This is a genomic window from Serratia sp. 121840015-1 (assembly GCF_053627655.1).
The window spans coordinates 2,065,622-2,081,080 of record NZ_JBSEYF010000001.1; the positions used below are offsets into that span (position 1 = coordinate 2,065,622).

Annotated in this window: 19 protein-coding genes; 10 read left to right on the top strand and 9 right to left on the bottom strand. The window is 60.1% G+C overall.

Annotated elements, in window-relative coordinates; all coding sequences use genetic code 11:
- Positions 1-3: 3 nt before the first annotated feature.
- Positions 4-1,008, top strand: a complete 1,005-nt coding sequence (locus ACUXAC_RS10025; RefSeq protein ID WP_387442442.1) for a zinc-dependent alcohol dehydrogenase family protein — start codon at positions 4-6, stop codon at positions 1,006-1,008.
- On the opposite strand, the gene ACUXAC_RS10030 is transcribed toward ACUXAC_RS10025, so the two are convergent.
- The gene (locus tag ACUXAC_RS10030; RefSeq protein ID WP_060440213.1) at positions 956-2,014 is read right to left on the bottom strand and encodes an AI-2E family transporter; all 1,059 of its coding nucleotides are present in this window, start codon (positions 2,012-2,014) and stop codon (positions 956-958) included. The two genes, ACUXAC_RS10025 and ACUXAC_RS10030, sit on opposite strands and share 53 nt — an antisense overlap.
- Before the next feature lie 442 nt (positions 2,015-2,456).
- On the opposite strand from ACUXAC_RS10030, the gene ACUXAC_RS10035 reads away from it, so the two are divergent.
- Complete coding sequence (locus tag ACUXAC_RS10035) at positions 2,457-3,011, top strand: cytochrome b (RefSeq protein WP_033646456.1); 555 nt, start codon at positions 2,457-2,459, stop codon at positions 3,009-3,011.
- A gap of 23 nt (positions 3,012-3,034) precedes the next feature.
- Entirely contained in the window at positions 3,035-3,613 is a 579-nt protein-coding gene (locus ACUXAC_RS10040; protein WP_387442445.1) for a YceI family protein, read from the top strand.
- A gap of 42 nt (positions 3,614-3,655) precedes the next feature.
- Here the strand turns inward: ACUXAC_RS10040 and trhO are convergent, their stop codons facing one another.
- Both trhO and ACUXAC_RS10050 read right to left on the bottom strand, forming a co-directional pair.
- Positions 3,656-4,723, bottom strand: a complete 1,068-nt coding sequence (gene trhO, locus ACUXAC_RS10045) for an oxygen-dependent tRNA uridine(34) hydroxylase TrhO (protein WP_387442447.1) — start codon at positions 4,721-4,723, stop codon at positions 3,656-3,658.
- A gap of 33 nt (positions 4,724-4,756) precedes the next feature.
- Positions 4,757-5,053 (bottom strand): hypothetical protein, encoded by a 297-nt coding sequence (locus ACUXAC_RS10050; RefSeq protein ID WP_127554732.1) that lies wholly within the window; start codon positions 5,051-5,053, stop codon positions 4,757-4,759.
- 50 nt (positions 5,054-5,103) lie between these two features.
- Between ACUXAC_RS10050 and ACUXAC_RS10055 the strand changes: the two genes are divergently transcribed.
- From ACUXAC_RS10055 to ACUXAC_RS10070, 4 genes are all read left to right on the top strand, one after another.
- The gene (locus tag ACUXAC_RS10055; protein ID WP_038875457.1) at positions 5,104-6,024 is read left to right on the top strand and encodes a Kdo(2)-lipid IV(A) acyltransferase; all 921 of its coding nucleotides are present in this window, start codon (positions 5,104-5,106) and stop codon (positions 6,022-6,024) included.
- Between the two features lie 100 nt (positions 6,025-6,124).
- On the top strand, positions 6,125-6,409 hold the full coding sequence (locus ACUXAC_RS10060) for a YciI family protein (RefSeq protein ID WP_049199424.1): 285 nt from the start codon (positions 6,125-6,127) through the stop codon (positions 6,407-6,409).
- A gap of 199 nt (positions 6,410-6,608) precedes the next feature.
- Positions 6,609-7,847: a multidrug efflux MFS transporter MdtG gene (gene mdtG / locus ACUXAC_RS10065; protein ID WP_084826411.1), complete on the top strand. Its 1,239-nt coding sequence runs from the start codon at positions 6,609-6,611 to the stop codon at positions 7,845-7,847.
- Between the two features lie 473 nt (positions 7,848-8,320).
- Positions 8,321-9,874: a peptide MFS transporter gene (locus ACUXAC_RS10070; protein WP_046686847.1), complete on the top strand. Its 1,554-nt coding sequence runs from the start codon at positions 8,321-8,323 to the stop codon at positions 9,872-9,874.
- A 50-nt stretch (positions 9,875-9,924) separates the two neighbouring features.
- Here ACUXAC_RS10070 and ACUXAC_RS10075 read toward each other — a convergent pair whose 3' ends face one another.
- Genes ACUXAC_RS10075 through ACUXAC_RS10090 form a run of 4 tightly spaced genes read right to left on the bottom strand, consistent with a single transcriptional unit; the run spans position 9,925 to position 11,486 of the window.
- Positions 9,925-10,323: a VOC family protein gene (locus tag ACUXAC_RS10075; protein ID WP_038875445.1), complete on the bottom strand. Its 399-nt coding sequence runs from the start codon at positions 10,321-10,323 to the stop codon at positions 9,925-9,927.
- Entirely contained in the window at positions 10,314-10,742 is a 429-nt protein-coding gene (locus ACUXAC_RS10080) for a DUF6691 family protein (protein ID WP_387442454.1), read from the bottom strand. The genes ACUXAC_RS10075 and ACUXAC_RS10080 overlap by 10 nt, the downstream gene beginning before the upstream one ends.
- A 2-nt stretch (positions 10,743-10,744) precedes the next feature.
- Entirely contained in the window at positions 10,745-11,179 is a 435-nt protein-coding gene (locus ACUXAC_RS10085; RefSeq protein ID WP_387442457.1) for a YeeE/YedE family protein, read from the bottom strand.
- Positions 11,169-11,486: an ArsR/SmtB family transcription factor gene (locus ACUXAC_RS10090; protein ID WP_048233328.1), complete on the bottom strand. Its 318-nt coding sequence runs from the start codon at positions 11,484-11,486 to the stop codon at positions 11,169-11,171. The genes ACUXAC_RS10085 and ACUXAC_RS10090 overlap by 11 nt, the downstream gene beginning before the upstream one ends.
- A 137-nt stretch (positions 11,487-11,623) precedes the next feature.
- Between ACUXAC_RS10090 and ACUXAC_RS10095 the strand changes: the two genes are divergently transcribed.
- The gene (locus tag ACUXAC_RS10095; protein ID WP_387442460.1) at positions 11,624-12,418 is read left to right on the top strand and encodes an AraC family transcriptional regulator; all 795 of its coding nucleotides are present in this window, start codon (positions 11,624-11,626) and stop codon (positions 12,416-12,418) included.
- Here ACUXAC_RS10095 and leuA read toward each other — a convergent pair.
- Positions 12,375-14,057 carry a 2-isopropylmalate synthase gene (gene leuA / locus ACUXAC_RS10100; RefSeq protein ID WP_387442462.1) on the bottom strand — a complete coding sequence of 561 codons (1,683 nt, stop codon included), beginning with the start codon at positions 14,055-14,057 and terminating at the stop codon, positions 12,375-12,377. The two genes, ACUXAC_RS10095 and leuA, sit on opposite strands and share 44 nt — an antisense overlap.
- Positions 14,058-14,266: 209 nt before the next feature.
- On the opposite strand from leuA, the gene ACUXAC_RS10105 reads away from it, so the two are divergent.
- Both ACUXAC_RS10105 and ACUXAC_RS10110 read left to right on the top strand, forming a co-directional pair.
- Positions 14,267-14,644 carry a MysB family protein gene (locus ACUXAC_RS10105; protein ID WP_033638020.1) on the top strand — a complete coding sequence of 126 codons (378 nt, stop codon included), beginning with the start codon at positions 14,267-14,269 and terminating at the stop codon, positions 14,642-14,644.
- Positions 14,645-14,677: 33 nt separating this feature from the next.
- The gene (locus ACUXAC_RS10110; RefSeq protein WP_387442466.1) at positions 14,678-15,223 is read left to right on the top strand and encodes a GNAT family N-acetyltransferase; all 546 of its coding nucleotides are present in this window, start codon (positions 14,678-14,680) and stop codon (positions 15,221-15,223) included.
- 6 nt (positions 15,224-15,229) lie between these two features.
- Here the strand turns inward: ACUXAC_RS10110 and ACUXAC_RS10115 are convergent, their stop codons facing one another.
- Positions 15,230-15,427 (bottom strand): YceK/YidQ family lipoprotein, encoded by a 198-nt coding sequence (locus ACUXAC_RS10115; protein WP_046688460.1) that lies wholly within the window; start codon positions 15,425-15,427, stop codon positions 15,230-15,232.
- Positions 15,428-15,459: the final 32 nt, after the last annotated feature.

The window sequence follows — 15,459 nt, forward strand, 5'->3', positions numbered from 1 at the left end:
CCCATGCCGTCGTCATTTCCCCGATTGAGCTTCAGCCGCTTCGGCGATCCCGCCCAGGTGCTGGCGCTGCAGCAGACGAGCAGGCCGCCGCTGCGCCCCGGCCGGCTGCTGCTGCAGATGCGCTATGCCCCGATCAACCCTTCCGACCTGATCCCGATTCACGGCCAATACGCGCACCGCATCGCCCTGCCGCAGGTGCCTGGCTATGAAGGCGTAGGCGTCATCGTCGATCCGCAAAGCGGACGCTCGACCGGCCGACGCGCGCTGGCGGTAGCGGGTGACGGCAGCTGGCAAACCTTCGTCACACTGCCTGAAGAACGGGTGGTCTGGGTACCGGACGACATCGACGACGCCAGCGCGGCGCAAATCTATATCAACCCGCTCACCTGCTGGGTGCTGCTGACGCAATGGCTGCCGCTCAACGCCGGCGACGTGCTGCTGCTCAACGGCGGCGGCTCCGCCGTTAGCCTGCTGCTGGCACAGATGACGGCGCTGCGTGGCATTCGTCTGGCAGTGGTGGTGCGTAACCTCACTCATCGCCCGGCGCTGCTGGCCGCCGGTGCCTGGCGCGTTTTTGAGGCGCCGCAGCTGGCGCAAATGACCCACTTTGGCGCCCGCGCCGCTATCGACTGCATCGGCGGAGAAGACGGATTGCAGCTGGCGCGGGCGGTTCGCACCGGCGGCGACTTTGTGGCGCTGGGCCTGCTGGGTGGGCGCCAGGTGGATTGGCGGCGCGTGGTGGACGAATTGAAGCTGCGCGCTTCGCTGTTCCACCTGCGTAAATGGAATGCGCAGGCGGCGCCGGCCCAGTGGCAAACGGCGTTTTATCAGCTATTCCAGCTGCTGCGGCGCGGCCAGCTGACGCTGCGCCCGCCCGCCGCGATTTACCCTTTATATCAGTACGCAGCGGCGCTGCAACACGCTGCGCAGCCCGGTGTGAACGGCAAGATCTTCCTCACTCCGGCGGCGCCGGAGGCTGACGCGGCGGGCGGCCGTCGCCCAGGATAACCGCAAGCCGATAACCGCCCTCGGTGGTTTCCAGCGCGATGCGCGCCACGATCGTCAGCGGCACTGACAGCAGCATGCCGACCGGGCCGAGCAGCCAGCCCCAAAAAATCAGCGACAGGAACACCACCAGCGTCGACAACCCCAGCCCGCGACCCATCACCCGCGGTTCGAGGATATTGCCGATCACCATGTTGATTGCGATAAAGCCGCCCGCCACCACCAGCGCATCACCCAATCCGTTGAACAGCAGCGCCTGAATCAGCGGCGGAATGGCGGCCAACACCGAGCCGATATTGGGAATATAGTTGAGCAGAAACGCCAGCAGCCCCCAGATAAAGGCGAAGCGTACGCCGACCGCCGCCAGGAAGATCCAGACGATCACCCCGGTAGCCAGGCTGATGATGGTTTTAATCACCAGATAACGCGTCACGCCGTCCAGCGCCCGCCGCATCGCGGCTAGGCCTTCATTCGGCTTATCCAGCGCCTGCTGCAGCTTATAAGGCAGCAGCTGCACTTCGAACAGCATAAACACCACGGTCATCAGCAGCAGGAAGACGTTGGTCATGGCGCCAGACAGGTGCCCCAGCATGCGGGTAACCAGATTCATCGCCGCGCTGGGATCGACATATTGCAGCATCGCTTCGCTGGAGAGGCTGATATTGAAGCGATCGGCGTAATACTGCAGCTCGCGCAGTTTCTCGATCATCATGCCGCGGTACTGCGGCAGCGAACGGGCGAACTCGTTCAGCGAAGCGCCCAGCATGCCGATGAACAGCATCACGACCACAATCACCGCCGTTACCAGCAGCGTCACCCCAAGGATGCGCGGCACCCGTCGGCGTTCCAGCATCGCCACCAGCGGGTTCAGCACCATGGCGAGGAACACCGCCAGTAAAAACGGCACCACAATATCGGCGGCGGCTTTTACCCCAGCCAGAATGATCACCAGCATCGCCAGCAGGACGGCCAAACGCAGGCTGTTGTCGGTTACACGGGTTCGGCCCATGACGTTTCCTTGTTATTTCACTGGGTTAACCGGCCTTCAAGAGCCGACGCTTGGCGCTAATGGTAGCAAAATCCACCGTCACGCCGCAGAGGATTTAGCGCAACCGTTCGAAAAAATTAATCTTTTCGCCCTGCTCTTTGCCGCGAGAAATAGGCATAACTTTTGCCATCCAATAATCCCGCCGAGCAATTTATGGACAGTTTACGTAAAATGACAAAAGCTGACATTAATAGATAATAAGCCTAATTTTCAACAACTAGCATAATTGTTACGTGAAGGAAATAATATCATCTTCAACGATTTATCTGATGAACCCCGAACATCTCAAACAAATTCACTGACTAATATTTCTAAGAAGTAACATAGTTAAATTTATTATTGATTTTATGTTTCCTAAAGTTTAATTATTGCAACCAGCCAATCGGTAATCGAAGGAAACAGGATGCTCTGGAAAAATACCGCCGATCGTTTCGGCCATGTGTCAGTGTTGATCCACTGGCTGGTGGCGCTGACGGTGTACGGCATGTTCGCGCTCGGTCTGTGGATGGTTACGCTGGGCTATTACGACGTCTGGTACCACCAGGCGCCGGAGATCCACAAAAGCATCGGCGCGCTGCTGTTCATCGTCATGGTGATCCGCGTGATCTGGCGCTTTGTCTCGCCGCCGCCCAAGCCTCTGGCCAGCTATGGTCGCCTCACTCGCGTCAGCGCCATTCTCGCGCATCTGGCGTTGTACGCCGTGTTGTTCGGCATTCTGATCAGCGGCTATCTGATCTCGACCGCCGACGGCCAACCGATCAGCGTATTCGGCTGGTTCGACGTGCCCGCCACCGTGACCGGCATGGCGGAGCAAGCCGATACCGCCGGCGCCATTCACCTTTACCTGGCCTGGGCCGTGGTAGTGCTCTCGGTACTGCACGGGCTGGCCGCGCTTAAACATCACTTTATCGATCGTGATGTCACTTTGAAACGGATGCTGGGTAGCAGCGCCGATTAACCTTTGGACTTATGGAGATTGCTATGTTGAAAAAGACCGTATTGGGCCTGACCGCAGGCGCCCTGCTGCTGAGCGCCGGTTCCGCACTGGCGGCGGACTACAAGATCGACAAACAGGGCCAGCACGCCTTTATCGAATTCCGCATCCAGCACCTGGGCTACAGCTGGCTGTACGGCAGCTTTAAAGACTTCGACGGCGGCTTCACCTTCGACGAAAAAGATCCGTCCAAGGACAAGGTCAACGTGACCATCAATACCGCCAGCGTCGACACCAACCACGCCGAACGCGACAAGCACCTGCGCAGCGCCGAGTTCCTCAACGTAGAGAAGAACAAGCAGGCCAAGTTTGAATCCACCGACGTGAAGAAAAGCGGCGACGGTTATGCGGTGGTCGGTAACCTGACGTTGAACGGCGTGACCAAGCCGATCACGCTGGACGCCAAACTGATTGGCCAGGGCAACGATCCGTGGGGCGGCTACCGCGCCGGCTTTGAAGCCAACGGCAAGATCAAGCTGAAAGACTTCGGCATCACCACCGATCTGGGCCCGGCGTCGCAAGACGTTGAGCTGATCATCTCCGTAGAAGGCGTACGCGAGAAATAAAAAAAGCCCGGCTTGGCGGCCGGGCTTCTCATTTCCTCAGGCTCAGCGGGCTGGGCCTTCTTCTTCCGGTGCCGGAATGTGCATCGTAGTCTGCAACAAGCCTTTCGACTTATTGAAGATCTTGACGCCGTTTTCACGGCCGGCACGGCGCGCGCGCTGCTCTTCGCGCGGCAACTTCAGCTCTTCGCGGCAAATCTCGCTGCAGCACCCTTCAAACTTGGCGGCACAGCTCGGGCACTGAATGAACAGCAGATGACAGCCGTCGTTCTTGCAGTTGGTGTGGGTGTCACACGGCGTACCGCACTGGTGGCAGTTGGCGATCACATCGTCGGAGATGCGCTCGCCCATGCGCTCATCGAACACGAAGTTTTTGCCGATAAACTTCAGCGGCAACCCCTGCTCTTTCGCTTTGCGGGTGTACTCGATAATCCCGCCTTCCACGTGGTAGATGTTTTTAAAGCCGTTGTGCAGCATATAGGCGCTGGCTTTTTCACAGCGAATGCCGCCGGTGCAGTACATGACGATGTTTTTGTCTTTGCTGTCCTGCAGCATCTCCACCGCCATCGGCAGCTGATCGCGGAAGGTATCCGACGGCACCTCGATGGCGTTTTCGAAGTGACCGACTTCGTACTCATAGTGGTTGCGCATATCGACGAACACCGTATTCGGATCGTCGATCATCTGATTGACGCGATCGGCCTGCAGATACTCGCCAACGTTGCTTGGGTCAAAGCTCTCGTCATCGATGCCGTCGGCCACGATACGCTCGCGCACCTTGAGGCGCAGCACCCAGAAGGATTTGCCGTCGTCTTCCAGCGCGATGTTCAGGCGCACCTGATCCAGCGCCGGGTGCGAGGCGAACAGCGCGGCTTTGAACGCCTCGAAATTATGCTGCGGCACGCTGATCTGCGCGTTGATGCCCTCTTTCGCCACGTAGATGCGGCCGAACACCTTCAGTTTTTCGAACTGAACGTACAGGCTGTCGCGAAACGCTTTGGGATCGTCGATGGAGAAGTATTTGTAAAAAGAAACTGTGGTGCGAGGCTCGGTTTCCGCCAGCATGCGCGCCTTCAGTTCCTCGTTAGAAATTCGGTTATGTAACACTGGCATGGTGTACTTTCCTGTCTTTCGGGAGGTGACTGATTATCGCGCGCAGCCTGCCGGCCCGCGCGCGGCGCACATCATACCCGAAAAACCGCCGCCGCGCAGCCCCGCCATCATGCCTACACGGTTGCTCCTGAATAATGCCCGGCCATGATATTGCCGTTGGCCTTTAGCGGGAAATATTGTGGAAAAATCCGGCACCTGATGCATATTTAACGCCGAAAAGGGGATTTTAATGCGTTGTGTTTTCCCGGAGCACGAGAAAAATGCCACAATAGTCGCAAACAAACGGCAGAAACGAACCTTGCGGCCGAACTCACCCGGCTGCCAGACCATGCTATGACTCTGTCATTACACTTAAACAACCGTATTCAAACAGAGAACCCATGACTCAAGTTCCTACTTTCAATCGCTCCTTATTGCACCCACGCTATTGGCTGACCTGGGTCGGCATCGGCTTGCTGTATCTGCTGGTGTTGCTGCCTTACCCCGTCATCTACTGGCTCGGCACCTCGATCGGGCGGTTTGCCATGCGCTTTCTCAAGCGCCGCGTCGCTATCGCCCAACGCAACCTCGAGCTCTGTTTTCCCGACATGCCGCAGGCCGAACGCGATGCGCTGGTGGTAAAGAATTTCGAATCGGTCGGCATGGGGCTGTTTGAAACCGGCATGGCGTGGTTTTGGCCTAACTGGCGCATCGAGCGCTGGTTCAAGGTCAGCGGCCTGGAACACATCCAAAAGGCGCGCGACAACCACCAGGGCGTGCTGCTGATTGGCCTGCACTTTTTGACGCTGGAGCTGGGCGCGCGCATCTTCGGCATTCATAACCCGGGCATCGGCGTTTACCGCCCGCACGACAACAAGCTGATGGACTGGCTGCAAACTTGGGGGCGCATGCGCTCCAACAAGTCGATGCTGGATCGCAAGGACGTCAAAGGCATGATCCGCGCCCTGAAACAGGGCGATATCATCTGGTATGCGCCGGATCACGACTACGGCCCGCGCAGCAGCGTTTTCGTGCCGCTGTTCGCGGTCGACAAGGCCGCTACCACCACCGGCAGCTACGTGCTGGTGCGGATGGGCAAACCAGCGATCATTCCGTTCACCCCGCGCCGCCTGCCGGACGGCAAAGGGTATGAGCTAATCATGCAACCGGCGGTGGAAAACTTCCCGCTGGATAATGAAATCGAGGCCGCCGCCTTTATGAATAAAGTGGTGGAAAAAGAGATCCTGATGGCGCCTGACCAATATATGTGGCTGCATCGTCGCTTCAAGACCCGCCCGGAAGGCGAGCCTTCGCTCTACTGATAAAGCAAACCCGCCACCGGCGGGTTTTTTATTGCGCGCCTCTTGAGAATCGACGGCGAGGGTGGGATGGTAAAGCCTTTGCCGCCAACCTGGAGCCGCTATGTACATTGTCAGCCTGACCTACCATCGCCCGATCGCCGAAGTCGACAGCCACCTTGACGGGCACATCGCCTGGCTTAAGAAATATTTTCAGGACGGCACCTTCGTCGCCTCCGGCCGCAAAAATCCCCGCACCGGCGGCGTGATCCTGGCCAAGGGCATTGAGCGTGCGCGGTTAGACGCCATCCTGGCCGAAGATCCCTTCAACGCCGTGGCTCACTACGAGGTCACCGACTTTAGCGCCACCACCACCGCCGCCGGTTTCGAGGCGCTGGCCGGACTATAAAACGCTGTAAATTCCGCGCGCTAAGCGCGGAATAAGGTTTAAACGTCTTTTTTAAAACTTTATTTCATTTTTTGCCCAATCCTTGTCCCCTCGTTTGCCGTCGCCGCGCTGGCGGCGCATACTTACCAAGCTAACTTTCACGCTTTGCCCCTTCATCTTGCCGCCGGCAAAGCGCGTCACCTTTCGGCAGTGGACATTTATGGCTTCGGCAGCAGAACCCGTTAACTGGAAACGCAACCTTTTCGTCGCCTGGGTAGGGTGTTTCCTCACCGGCGCCGCCTTCAGCCTGGTGATGCCGTTTCTGCCGCTGTATGTAGAGACGCTGGGCGTAACCGGCCATCAGGCGCTCAACATGTGGTCCGGTCTGCTGTTCAGCATCACCTTCCTGTTTTCCGCTATCGCCGCGCCGTTCTGGGGCGCCCTGGCCGACCGACGCGGCCGTAAACTGATGCTGCTGCGCTCCGCATTGGGCATGGCGATCGTCATGGTGCTGATGGGCATGGCGCAAACGGTCTGGCAATTTCTCGCGCTGCGAGCGGTGCTGGGGCTGCTTGGCGGGTTCATACCCAACGCCAACGCGCTGATCGCCACCCAGGTGCCACGCAACCGCAGCGGCTGGGCGCTCGGCACCCTGTCTACCGGTGGCGTAGGCGGTGCGCTGATCGGCCCGCTGATCGGCGGCCTGTTGGCCGACCTCTATGGTCTGCGCCCGGTGTTTTACATCACCGCCGCGGTGCTGTTCGTCTGCTTCGTGCTGACGCTGCTGTATGTCAAAGAGCAGTTCACCCCGGTACAAAAACGCGACATGTTGCACGCACGGCAGGTGTTTGCCTCGCTCAAAAACCCGAAGCTGGTGCTCAGCCTGTTCGTGACTACCATGATTATCCAGATTGCCACCGGCTCGATTGCGCCGATCCTGACGCTGTATGTGCGCGATCTGGCCGGCGTTACCCATAACCTGGCGTTTATCAGCGGGCTGATCGCCTCGGTGCCCGGCGTCGCGGCGTTGATGAGCGCCCCACGTCTGGGCAAGCTGGGCGATCGCATCGGCCCGGAGCGCATTCTGATATGTATGCTGATCGTCTCGGTGCTGTTGCTGATCCCGATGGCCTTCGTGCAAACGCCGTGGCAGCTCGGGGTGCTGCGCTTTCTGCTGGGGGCGGCCGACGGCGCGCTGCTGCCGGCGGTACAGACGCTGCTGATTTACAACTGCACCAATCAGGTGGCCGGCCGCATTTTCAGCTATAACCAATCGTTCCGCGACGTCGGCAACGTCAGCGGCCCATTGCTTGGCGCCGCGGTCTCCGCCGGCTACGGTTTTCGCGCAGTCTTCGGCGTCACCGCTTTGGTGGTGCTGTTCAACGCCGGTTATTCCTGGTGGTGTCTACGGCGGCGGCCGGGCTACATGCGGGAAGACACGCTGCAGGAAGAACAATAGCTGCATTTATCGCCAATTTCCGCCATTGGCCGGATCAACGCCGCGTTTCCCCTACTTTTAATAATGCTTCCTTCGGGCCTGCGAATTTTCGGCCCACTCGGAACATTCTTACCTCAACATCTTGTTTATCAACAATTAATTAACTTTCAGCGCATAAAACCCGCTGTCAATCATATTCCCGCCACAACCAACAGAAAAACCAGAAAAGGAGATGCTTGTCGACTTTTCGTCTAAAAAATGGGATACAGGTACTAGACAAAACCAACGACCAGTTATCAAATGGTTAAATAATATCACGCCAGATGTGAACCATCGGCCAAGTGAAAAAAGGTCAGCACGCTTTCCACGGTTTATCAGCGTTGCAGCCGCGGTTTTGTCGGGTAATCCGCATTGGGCGGATCGCCTTCATTAAATACACATACAACCACAGTACGGGCTGCAGCCATGCAGCGCCTTTTTATTGGGAAATCGTTATGCAATCCTCTGTCAATAAGTCAGAAAGCCGGACCTTCTTCGGCCATCCCTATCCGCTGGGTTCTCTGTTCTTCACCGAAATGTGGGAACGCTTTTCGTTCTACGGCATCCGTCCGCTGCTGATCCTGTTTATGGCCGCCACCGTGTACGACGGCGGCCTGGGTCTGGCGCGTGAGAACGCGTCGGCGATCGTCGGCATTTTCGCCGGCAGCATGTACCTGGCGGCACTGCCGGGCGGCTGGCTGGCGGACAATTGGCTCGGCCAACGCAAGGCCGTCTGGTACGGGTCTATCCTGATCGCCCTCGGTCACCTGTCGATCGCCCTGTCCGCGGTGATGGGCACCAACCTGTTCTTCATCGGCCTGATGTTCATCGTGCTCGGTTCCGGCCTGTTCAAGACCTGTATCTCGGTGATGGTCGGCACGCTGTACAAGAAAGGCGATGCGCGCCGCGACGGCGGTTTCTCGCTGTTCTACATGGGCATCAACATCGGTTCGTTCATCGCCCCGTTGATCTCCGGCTGGCTGATCAAGTCACACGGCTGGCACTGGGGCTTCGGCATCGGCGGTATCGGGATGCTGGTGGCGCTGGTGATCTTCCGGGTATTCGCCGTACCGGCGATGAAACGCTATGACCGCGAAGTGGGCCTGGATTCCACCTGGAACAGCCCGGTCGCGAAGAAGAAAGGCGTCGGCGCCTGGCTGCTGGCATTGGCGGTAGTCCTGGCTGCGGTCATCGTGCTGATCGCTCAGGGCACCATCGTCATCAACCCGGTTGAGGTAGCCAGCGTGCTGGTGTACGTCATCGCCGCGTCGGTCACCCTGTATTTCATCTACCTGTTCGCCTTTGCCGGCCTGAGCCGCAAAGAGCGCGCACGCCTGCTGGTGTGCTTCATCCTGCTGATCTCCGCCGCGTTCTTCTGGTCGGCGTTTGAACAGAAGCCGACCTCGTTCAACCTGTTCGCCAACGATTACACCAATCGCATGGTCGGCGGTTTCGAGATCCCGGCGGTGTGGTTCCAGTCGATCAACGCCCTGTTCATCATCCTGCTGGCACCGGTGTTCAGCTGGGCCTGGCCTGCGCTGGCACGCAATAACGTGCGCCCGAGCAGCATCACCAAGTTCGTGATCGGTATCCTGTGCGCCGCCGGCGGTTTCGGCCTGATGATGCTGGCCGCTCAGAATGTACTGAGCAACGGCGGCGCCGGCGTATCGCCGATGTGGCTGGTGGGCAGTATCCTGATGCTGACGCTGGGTGAGCTGTGCCTGAGCCCGATCGGGCTGGCCACCATGACGCTGCTGGCACCGGAGAGAATGCGCGGGCAAATGATGGGGCTGTGGTTCTGCGCCAGCGCGCTGGGCAACCTGGCTGCCGGCCTGATCGGCGGCCACGTCAAGGCCGACCAGCTGGATATGCTGCCGGATCTGTTCGCTCGCTGCTCCGTCGCGCTGCTGATCTGCGCCGCCGTGCTGATCGTGCTGATCGTGCCGATTCGCCGCATGCTGGAAAATACCCAGTCCAAGAGCGCGCAAAAACCGGCGACCAACGCCTGACGGATAACCCGTTTTTATCTCGCAAACCGGCGCTCGAGGCGCCGGTTTTTTTATGCTTGCCAGGCCTGATGTTGCAGGACCACCCGGTAGCCGTCAGGATCTTCAAAGGTTTGCCCCGCCCTATCCCAATAGGGGTTATAGGCGACGACCGCCAAGAATCCCGCCGCCCGCATCCGCTCACACCCGGCTCGCCATTCGTTCTCATCCGGCAGGTAAAACACCAGCAGATGATCCTGCGTCGGCGCCTGCCCGACCCGCACCCCGCGATGCTGTGTGAACTCCAGATGGTAGGCATGCTGCGGATGCCCGATCATAATGCCGTCAAAGCCCTGATGATCGACAAACTCGCCCAGCCTTTCAAACCCCAACCCGCGGCAATACAGCGTGGCAATCTCTTGCAACCGATCGGTCGGGCGCGCAATGCGCAGCACCGCCTTGGCTATCGACATGAACGCCTCCACCTCATGATAATCTCATACAGCGCCATGCCCGCCAGCATCGCCAGCAGGAACGGCCATACCCGTTGTATTTCCGGCCCCGCCAACACCCAGGCCGGGCCAGGGCAAATGCCCGCCATGCCCCAACCGATGCCGAACAGCGCGCTGCCCACCAGCAAACGGCGATCCACACGCCCGGCGGCCGGGATCTGCAGCGGTTCCCCCAACAGGCTCCGCTGGCGTCGACGCGCCCACATAAAGGCCGGCGCCGCCACTGCAATCGCCCCAACCATCACCAACGCCAGCGAAGGATCCCACTGGCCGGTAATATCGAGAAATGCCAGTACTTTAGCGGGATTGGCCATACCGGCGATAATTAACCCCAGACCGAAAATCACGCCGCTCAGCAGCGCCAACAGAGACTTAAGCATCTTCACCCTCCCAGCCGATGGCGCATCAGCCACACGGTCGTAAAGCCCAGCAGCATAAACACCGCCGTGGCGGCCAACGATCGCGGCGCCAACCGCGCGACGCCGCACACGCCGTGCCCGCTGGTGCAGCCGCTGCCCAATCGGGTACCCACCCCCACCAACAGCCCCGCGATCGCCAGCCAGCCGCTGCCGGCCGCGATCTCACCAGGAGGCAAAGCCGCCGCCGCAGCATACAGCCAGGGAGAAATCAGCAACCCGCCAAGAAATGCGGCGCGCCAGCCTCGCTCCCGGCCGCCCGCGCTCAATAAACCGCCGGTAATGCCGCTGATGCCGGCGATGCGGCCGTTGAACAGCAGCAGCAGCGCTACCGCACCGCCGATAATGGCCCCGCCCGCCAGTGCGGAATAGGGCGTGAAGTGTTGCCAGTCAATGGTCATCTCGGTTCTCCGGCTGTGGGCAATACAGTTGATACAGAGTCGTCAGCAGCGCCAGCGCTTTGGCATCGGCCACCGCATAGTAAATCTGCTTGCCGGCTCGCCGGGTGGAGACCAGCCCCTCCTCGCGCAGCACGCCGAGCTGTTGGGACAACGTTGGCTGGCGGATAGCCAGCGCCTGCGCCAGTTCGCTCACCGCCATCTCGCCCTGGCTGAGCCGGCACAGCAGCAGCAGCCGATCTTCATTGCCCAAGGTGCGCAGCATCGCGCCGGCCTGCGCCGCCGCCTTGCGCATCGCGTCAATATCCATCACACCTCCAATCAATTTATAAAATTATATAATATCATTTTATAAACTATTCATCTGCCGCGTGCCACAGACTGGTGTGGAACCGCGCCGCATGGCATGCTGTCATCCCCCTTTTTGCCGCGCGGAGGCCGCTAACGATGCTGCTGTTTCATGACGTTCTGCCGGTCGATCAGCCCGTCCGGCCGTTGGCCAAGGATTATCGCCACGGCGACAGCGAGCCGGATCACTACCATAACTGCGCGCAGCTGATTCACAGCCTGAGCGGCGTAGTGCAGGTCACGACCCGGCTCGGCAGTTGGGTGGTGCCACCCGGCCGCGGCGTCTGGGTACCGGCGAAAATGGTGCACAGCCTGCGCATCACCGGCCAGGTGGCGGCCAGGACGCTGTTCGTCGATCCATTGGCGCGCGCCGATCTGCCGGCCCAATGCCAGGTGGTACAGGTTTCGCCGCTGCTGCGCGAGTTGATTATCTGTGCGATGGAGATTGCGCCCGGCTATCCAAGCGGCGGGCGCGATGAGCGCGTGATGGAACTGATCCTGGATGAGTTGAGAATGCTGCCGATCCTGCCACTGCACCTGCCCGAACCGCGTGAGGCCTCACTGCTTGCCCTATGCCGCCATATTCAGGCCACGCTGGCACAGCCCTGGACGCTGGAACAGGCGGCCGCTCATCTCAGCGTCAGCGGACGCACCCTGTCGCGGCGCTTCCAGCGAGAAACCGGGCTGCATTTTAGTGATTGGGTGCGGCGCGCCCGTTTGCTGGCGGCGTTGAACGCGCTGGCGACCGGCCGCTCGGTGTTGGAAGTGGCGCTGGATCTTGGCTATGACAGCCCCAGCGCGTTCAGCGCCATGTTCCGCCGGTTATTGGGGGTCGCGCCCAGCGACTATTTCAGCCGGACCGCGCCGACGACAGATAGCGCCCGGCAACGTTAAACAGCGCCTGCAGTGAGGCGCTGGCGGAGTCAACGTCGATGCCAACGCCGTAGGTCGCCTCACCTTGCGGCAGCGCACAGCGGATATAGGCCACCGCTCGGCTGTCGCTCTGATGCCCCAGCGTGTGCTCGTGGTAATCCTCGATCGCCAGCGGCAAGCCGAAGCGCTGGCGCAGCGCATCCACCGCGCTGGAAAGCAGACCGTTGCCAGTCCCCTGCAGACGCAGTGGCTCTCCCTCGCAGGCAACTCGCGCGTTGAAGCTGTAGGCCTCTACCCCATGACTTTCCGTCTGGTAGCTCAACAGCTGCAAGCACGGCTGCTCCACCAGCCCATAGGTGTCGCGGAATAAGCGCCACAGCTGTGCGCCGCTCATTTCCTTCCCGCTGCCGTCGGTCGCACGCTGCACCACCTGGCTGAAATCAATCTGCAGACCGCGCGGCAACGCCAGCCCATGATTTTGTTCCAGTAGCCAGGCAGCCCCGCTTTTACCGGACTGGCTGTTGACCCGGATCACCGCCTCATAGCTGCAGCCGACATCGGCGGGATCGAGCGGCAGGTAAGGCACTTGCCACCAGCCATCTTGTCGCTGCCGTTGCGCGGCGAAACCTTTTTTGATCGCATCCTGATGCGAACCGGAGAAGGCGGTAAACACCAGCTCACCGGCATAAGGATGGCGAGGATGCACCGGCAGCTGATTGCACTGCTCCACCACTTCCACCACCTGTTTCAGGCGGCTGAAGTCCAGGCCCGGCGCCACGCCCTGGGTATAGAGATTCAACGCCAGCGTGACCAGATCGACGTTGCCGGTACGCTCTCCGTTGCCGAACAGGCAGCCTTCGACCCGATCGGCGCCGGCCAACAGCGCCAGCTCCGCGCAGGCCACGCCGGTACCGCGATCGTTATGCGGATGCACGCTGATCGCCACATCGGCGCGACGGCTGAAATGACGACAGAACCATTCAATCTGATCGGCATACACGTTGGGCGTACTCACTTCCACCGTCGCCGGCAGATTGATGATCATCGGCCGCTGCGGCCCCGGTTGCCACACCTCCGCCACCGCCTCGCAGATCTCCAGCGCGAACTCTAATTCAGTAAAACAGAAGGTTTCCGGCGAATACTCGAAGCACCAGGCGGTATCGGGCTGAGCCTCGCAATGCCGACGAATGCGCCGCGCGCCGTTCACCGCCAGCGCCACGGTTGCGGCCTTATCCTGACGGAACACGATGTCGCGAAACATCGGCGCCGTGGCGTTGTACAGATGCACGATAGCCTGCGGCGCACCCTGCAGCGCCTCGAAGGTACGATCGATCAGATCGTCTCGCGACTGCGTCAGCACCTGAATCGTGACGTCGTGCGGGATCAGTTGCTCGTCGATCAGCGTGCGCACAAAATCGAAATCCGTTTGCGACGCCGAAGGGAAAGCCACCTCAATCTCTTTGAAACCGCACTGCAACAACAATTGATAGAATTCGCGCTTGCGTGCGTTATCCATCGGTTCCGCCAGCGCCTGGTTGCCGTCGCGCAGATCGCTGGAGCACCAGCGCGGCGCCTGCCGCAGCGTGCGCGAAGGCCACTGACGATCCGGTAATGTCACCGGCGGGAACGGTCGGTATTTGCTTGAAGGGTCGATTAACATGGGCTTCTCCTGGCAACTGAGTGAACGATAGCGCCATTATTTCCCGCCATCGCCTCCTCTTCTCCCGCTTTGCGGACAACCGTCGTCGCAAAGCGGACAACAAAAAAATTTGCATCCTGCGCCAGTGAGACAACAATTAGTTTTGACGTTTATCCCACCGCACCGGCAATGCGCCGGGCGCTCTACTCTCATTGTCAACGGAGGCGAACATGAGCCTGTATGCAACCCTGGAAGAAGCCATCGAGGCCGCACGTGAAGAGTTTATCGACACCGCCGAAGGCGGCGGCGATGACGAACCGCCGGTGCCGCAGCAGTTCAATCTGCAAAAGTACGTGATGCAGGATGGCGACACGATGTGGCAGGCCGAATTCTTCGAAGAAGAAGGCGAAGCGGTGGAATGCCTGCCGCTGCGCAGCGGTGCGGCGGCGCAGGCGATATTCGACGGTGACTACGACGAGGTGGAGATCACCGCCGAGTGGATAGACGAAAATACCCTGTACGAATGGGAAGAAGGCGACTTCCAGCTCGAGCCGCCGCTGGATACCGAAGAAGGCCAGGCCGCGGCCGATGAATGGGATGAACGTTAACCCGCACCACGTTTTTATCGCCAAGGAGGCAGCATGATTATCCGCCGGGCCCGCCCTACCGACTACCCCGCCATTTTACAGCTGCAGGGGGAAAACGTGCCGGAAGCGCTCGACGAGCGCCACAAACGGCAGGGATTTATCGTATCGCGCATGAATGAGGCGCAGCTGACGGCGATCAACCGCGGCATCGGCATACTCGTGGCCGAACAGGAGGGCCAACTGGCCGGGTTTGTTTGCCTGATGCCCGCCGACGTGCAACCGCGGCCGCCGGTGGTGGATGCGATGCTGGCGACGCTCGCCACGCAGTCCTTCGCCGGGCGGGCGCTGAGTGAGCAGCGGGTGTTTCTCTACGGCCCGGTTTGCCTCGACGCCGCCTGGCGCGGCAAAGGCGTGCTGAAACGCCTCTACGCCGCCGTCAAAGCGCACACCCGTCATGACTACGACGTGGGCGCGCTGTTTATCGACGACGACAATCCGCATTCGTTGGCCGCTCATGTGCAAGGGTTGGGCATGACGGCGCTGGCACCTTTCCATTGCGGGCAGAAAGGCTATCAGTTGGTGGTGTTCGCCACCCGCTGAGCAGGTTTATTCATAGGGGCCATGCTGCGCATCGAACGGCAGCATAAAGGTGTCCACCACCATCGACAGCGGCACATCTATCACCGTGACGTAACGCCAGGGCGTATCGCGCAAATCCCACTGCACGCCGGGATAGTACTGGTGGCCATGCCCCGCACCGGGCACGGTGCGGCTGATGATGCTGCCGCAACCGGTTAAGACCATCACGCTGGCCGCCACGCAGGCCAGCCGAAGGT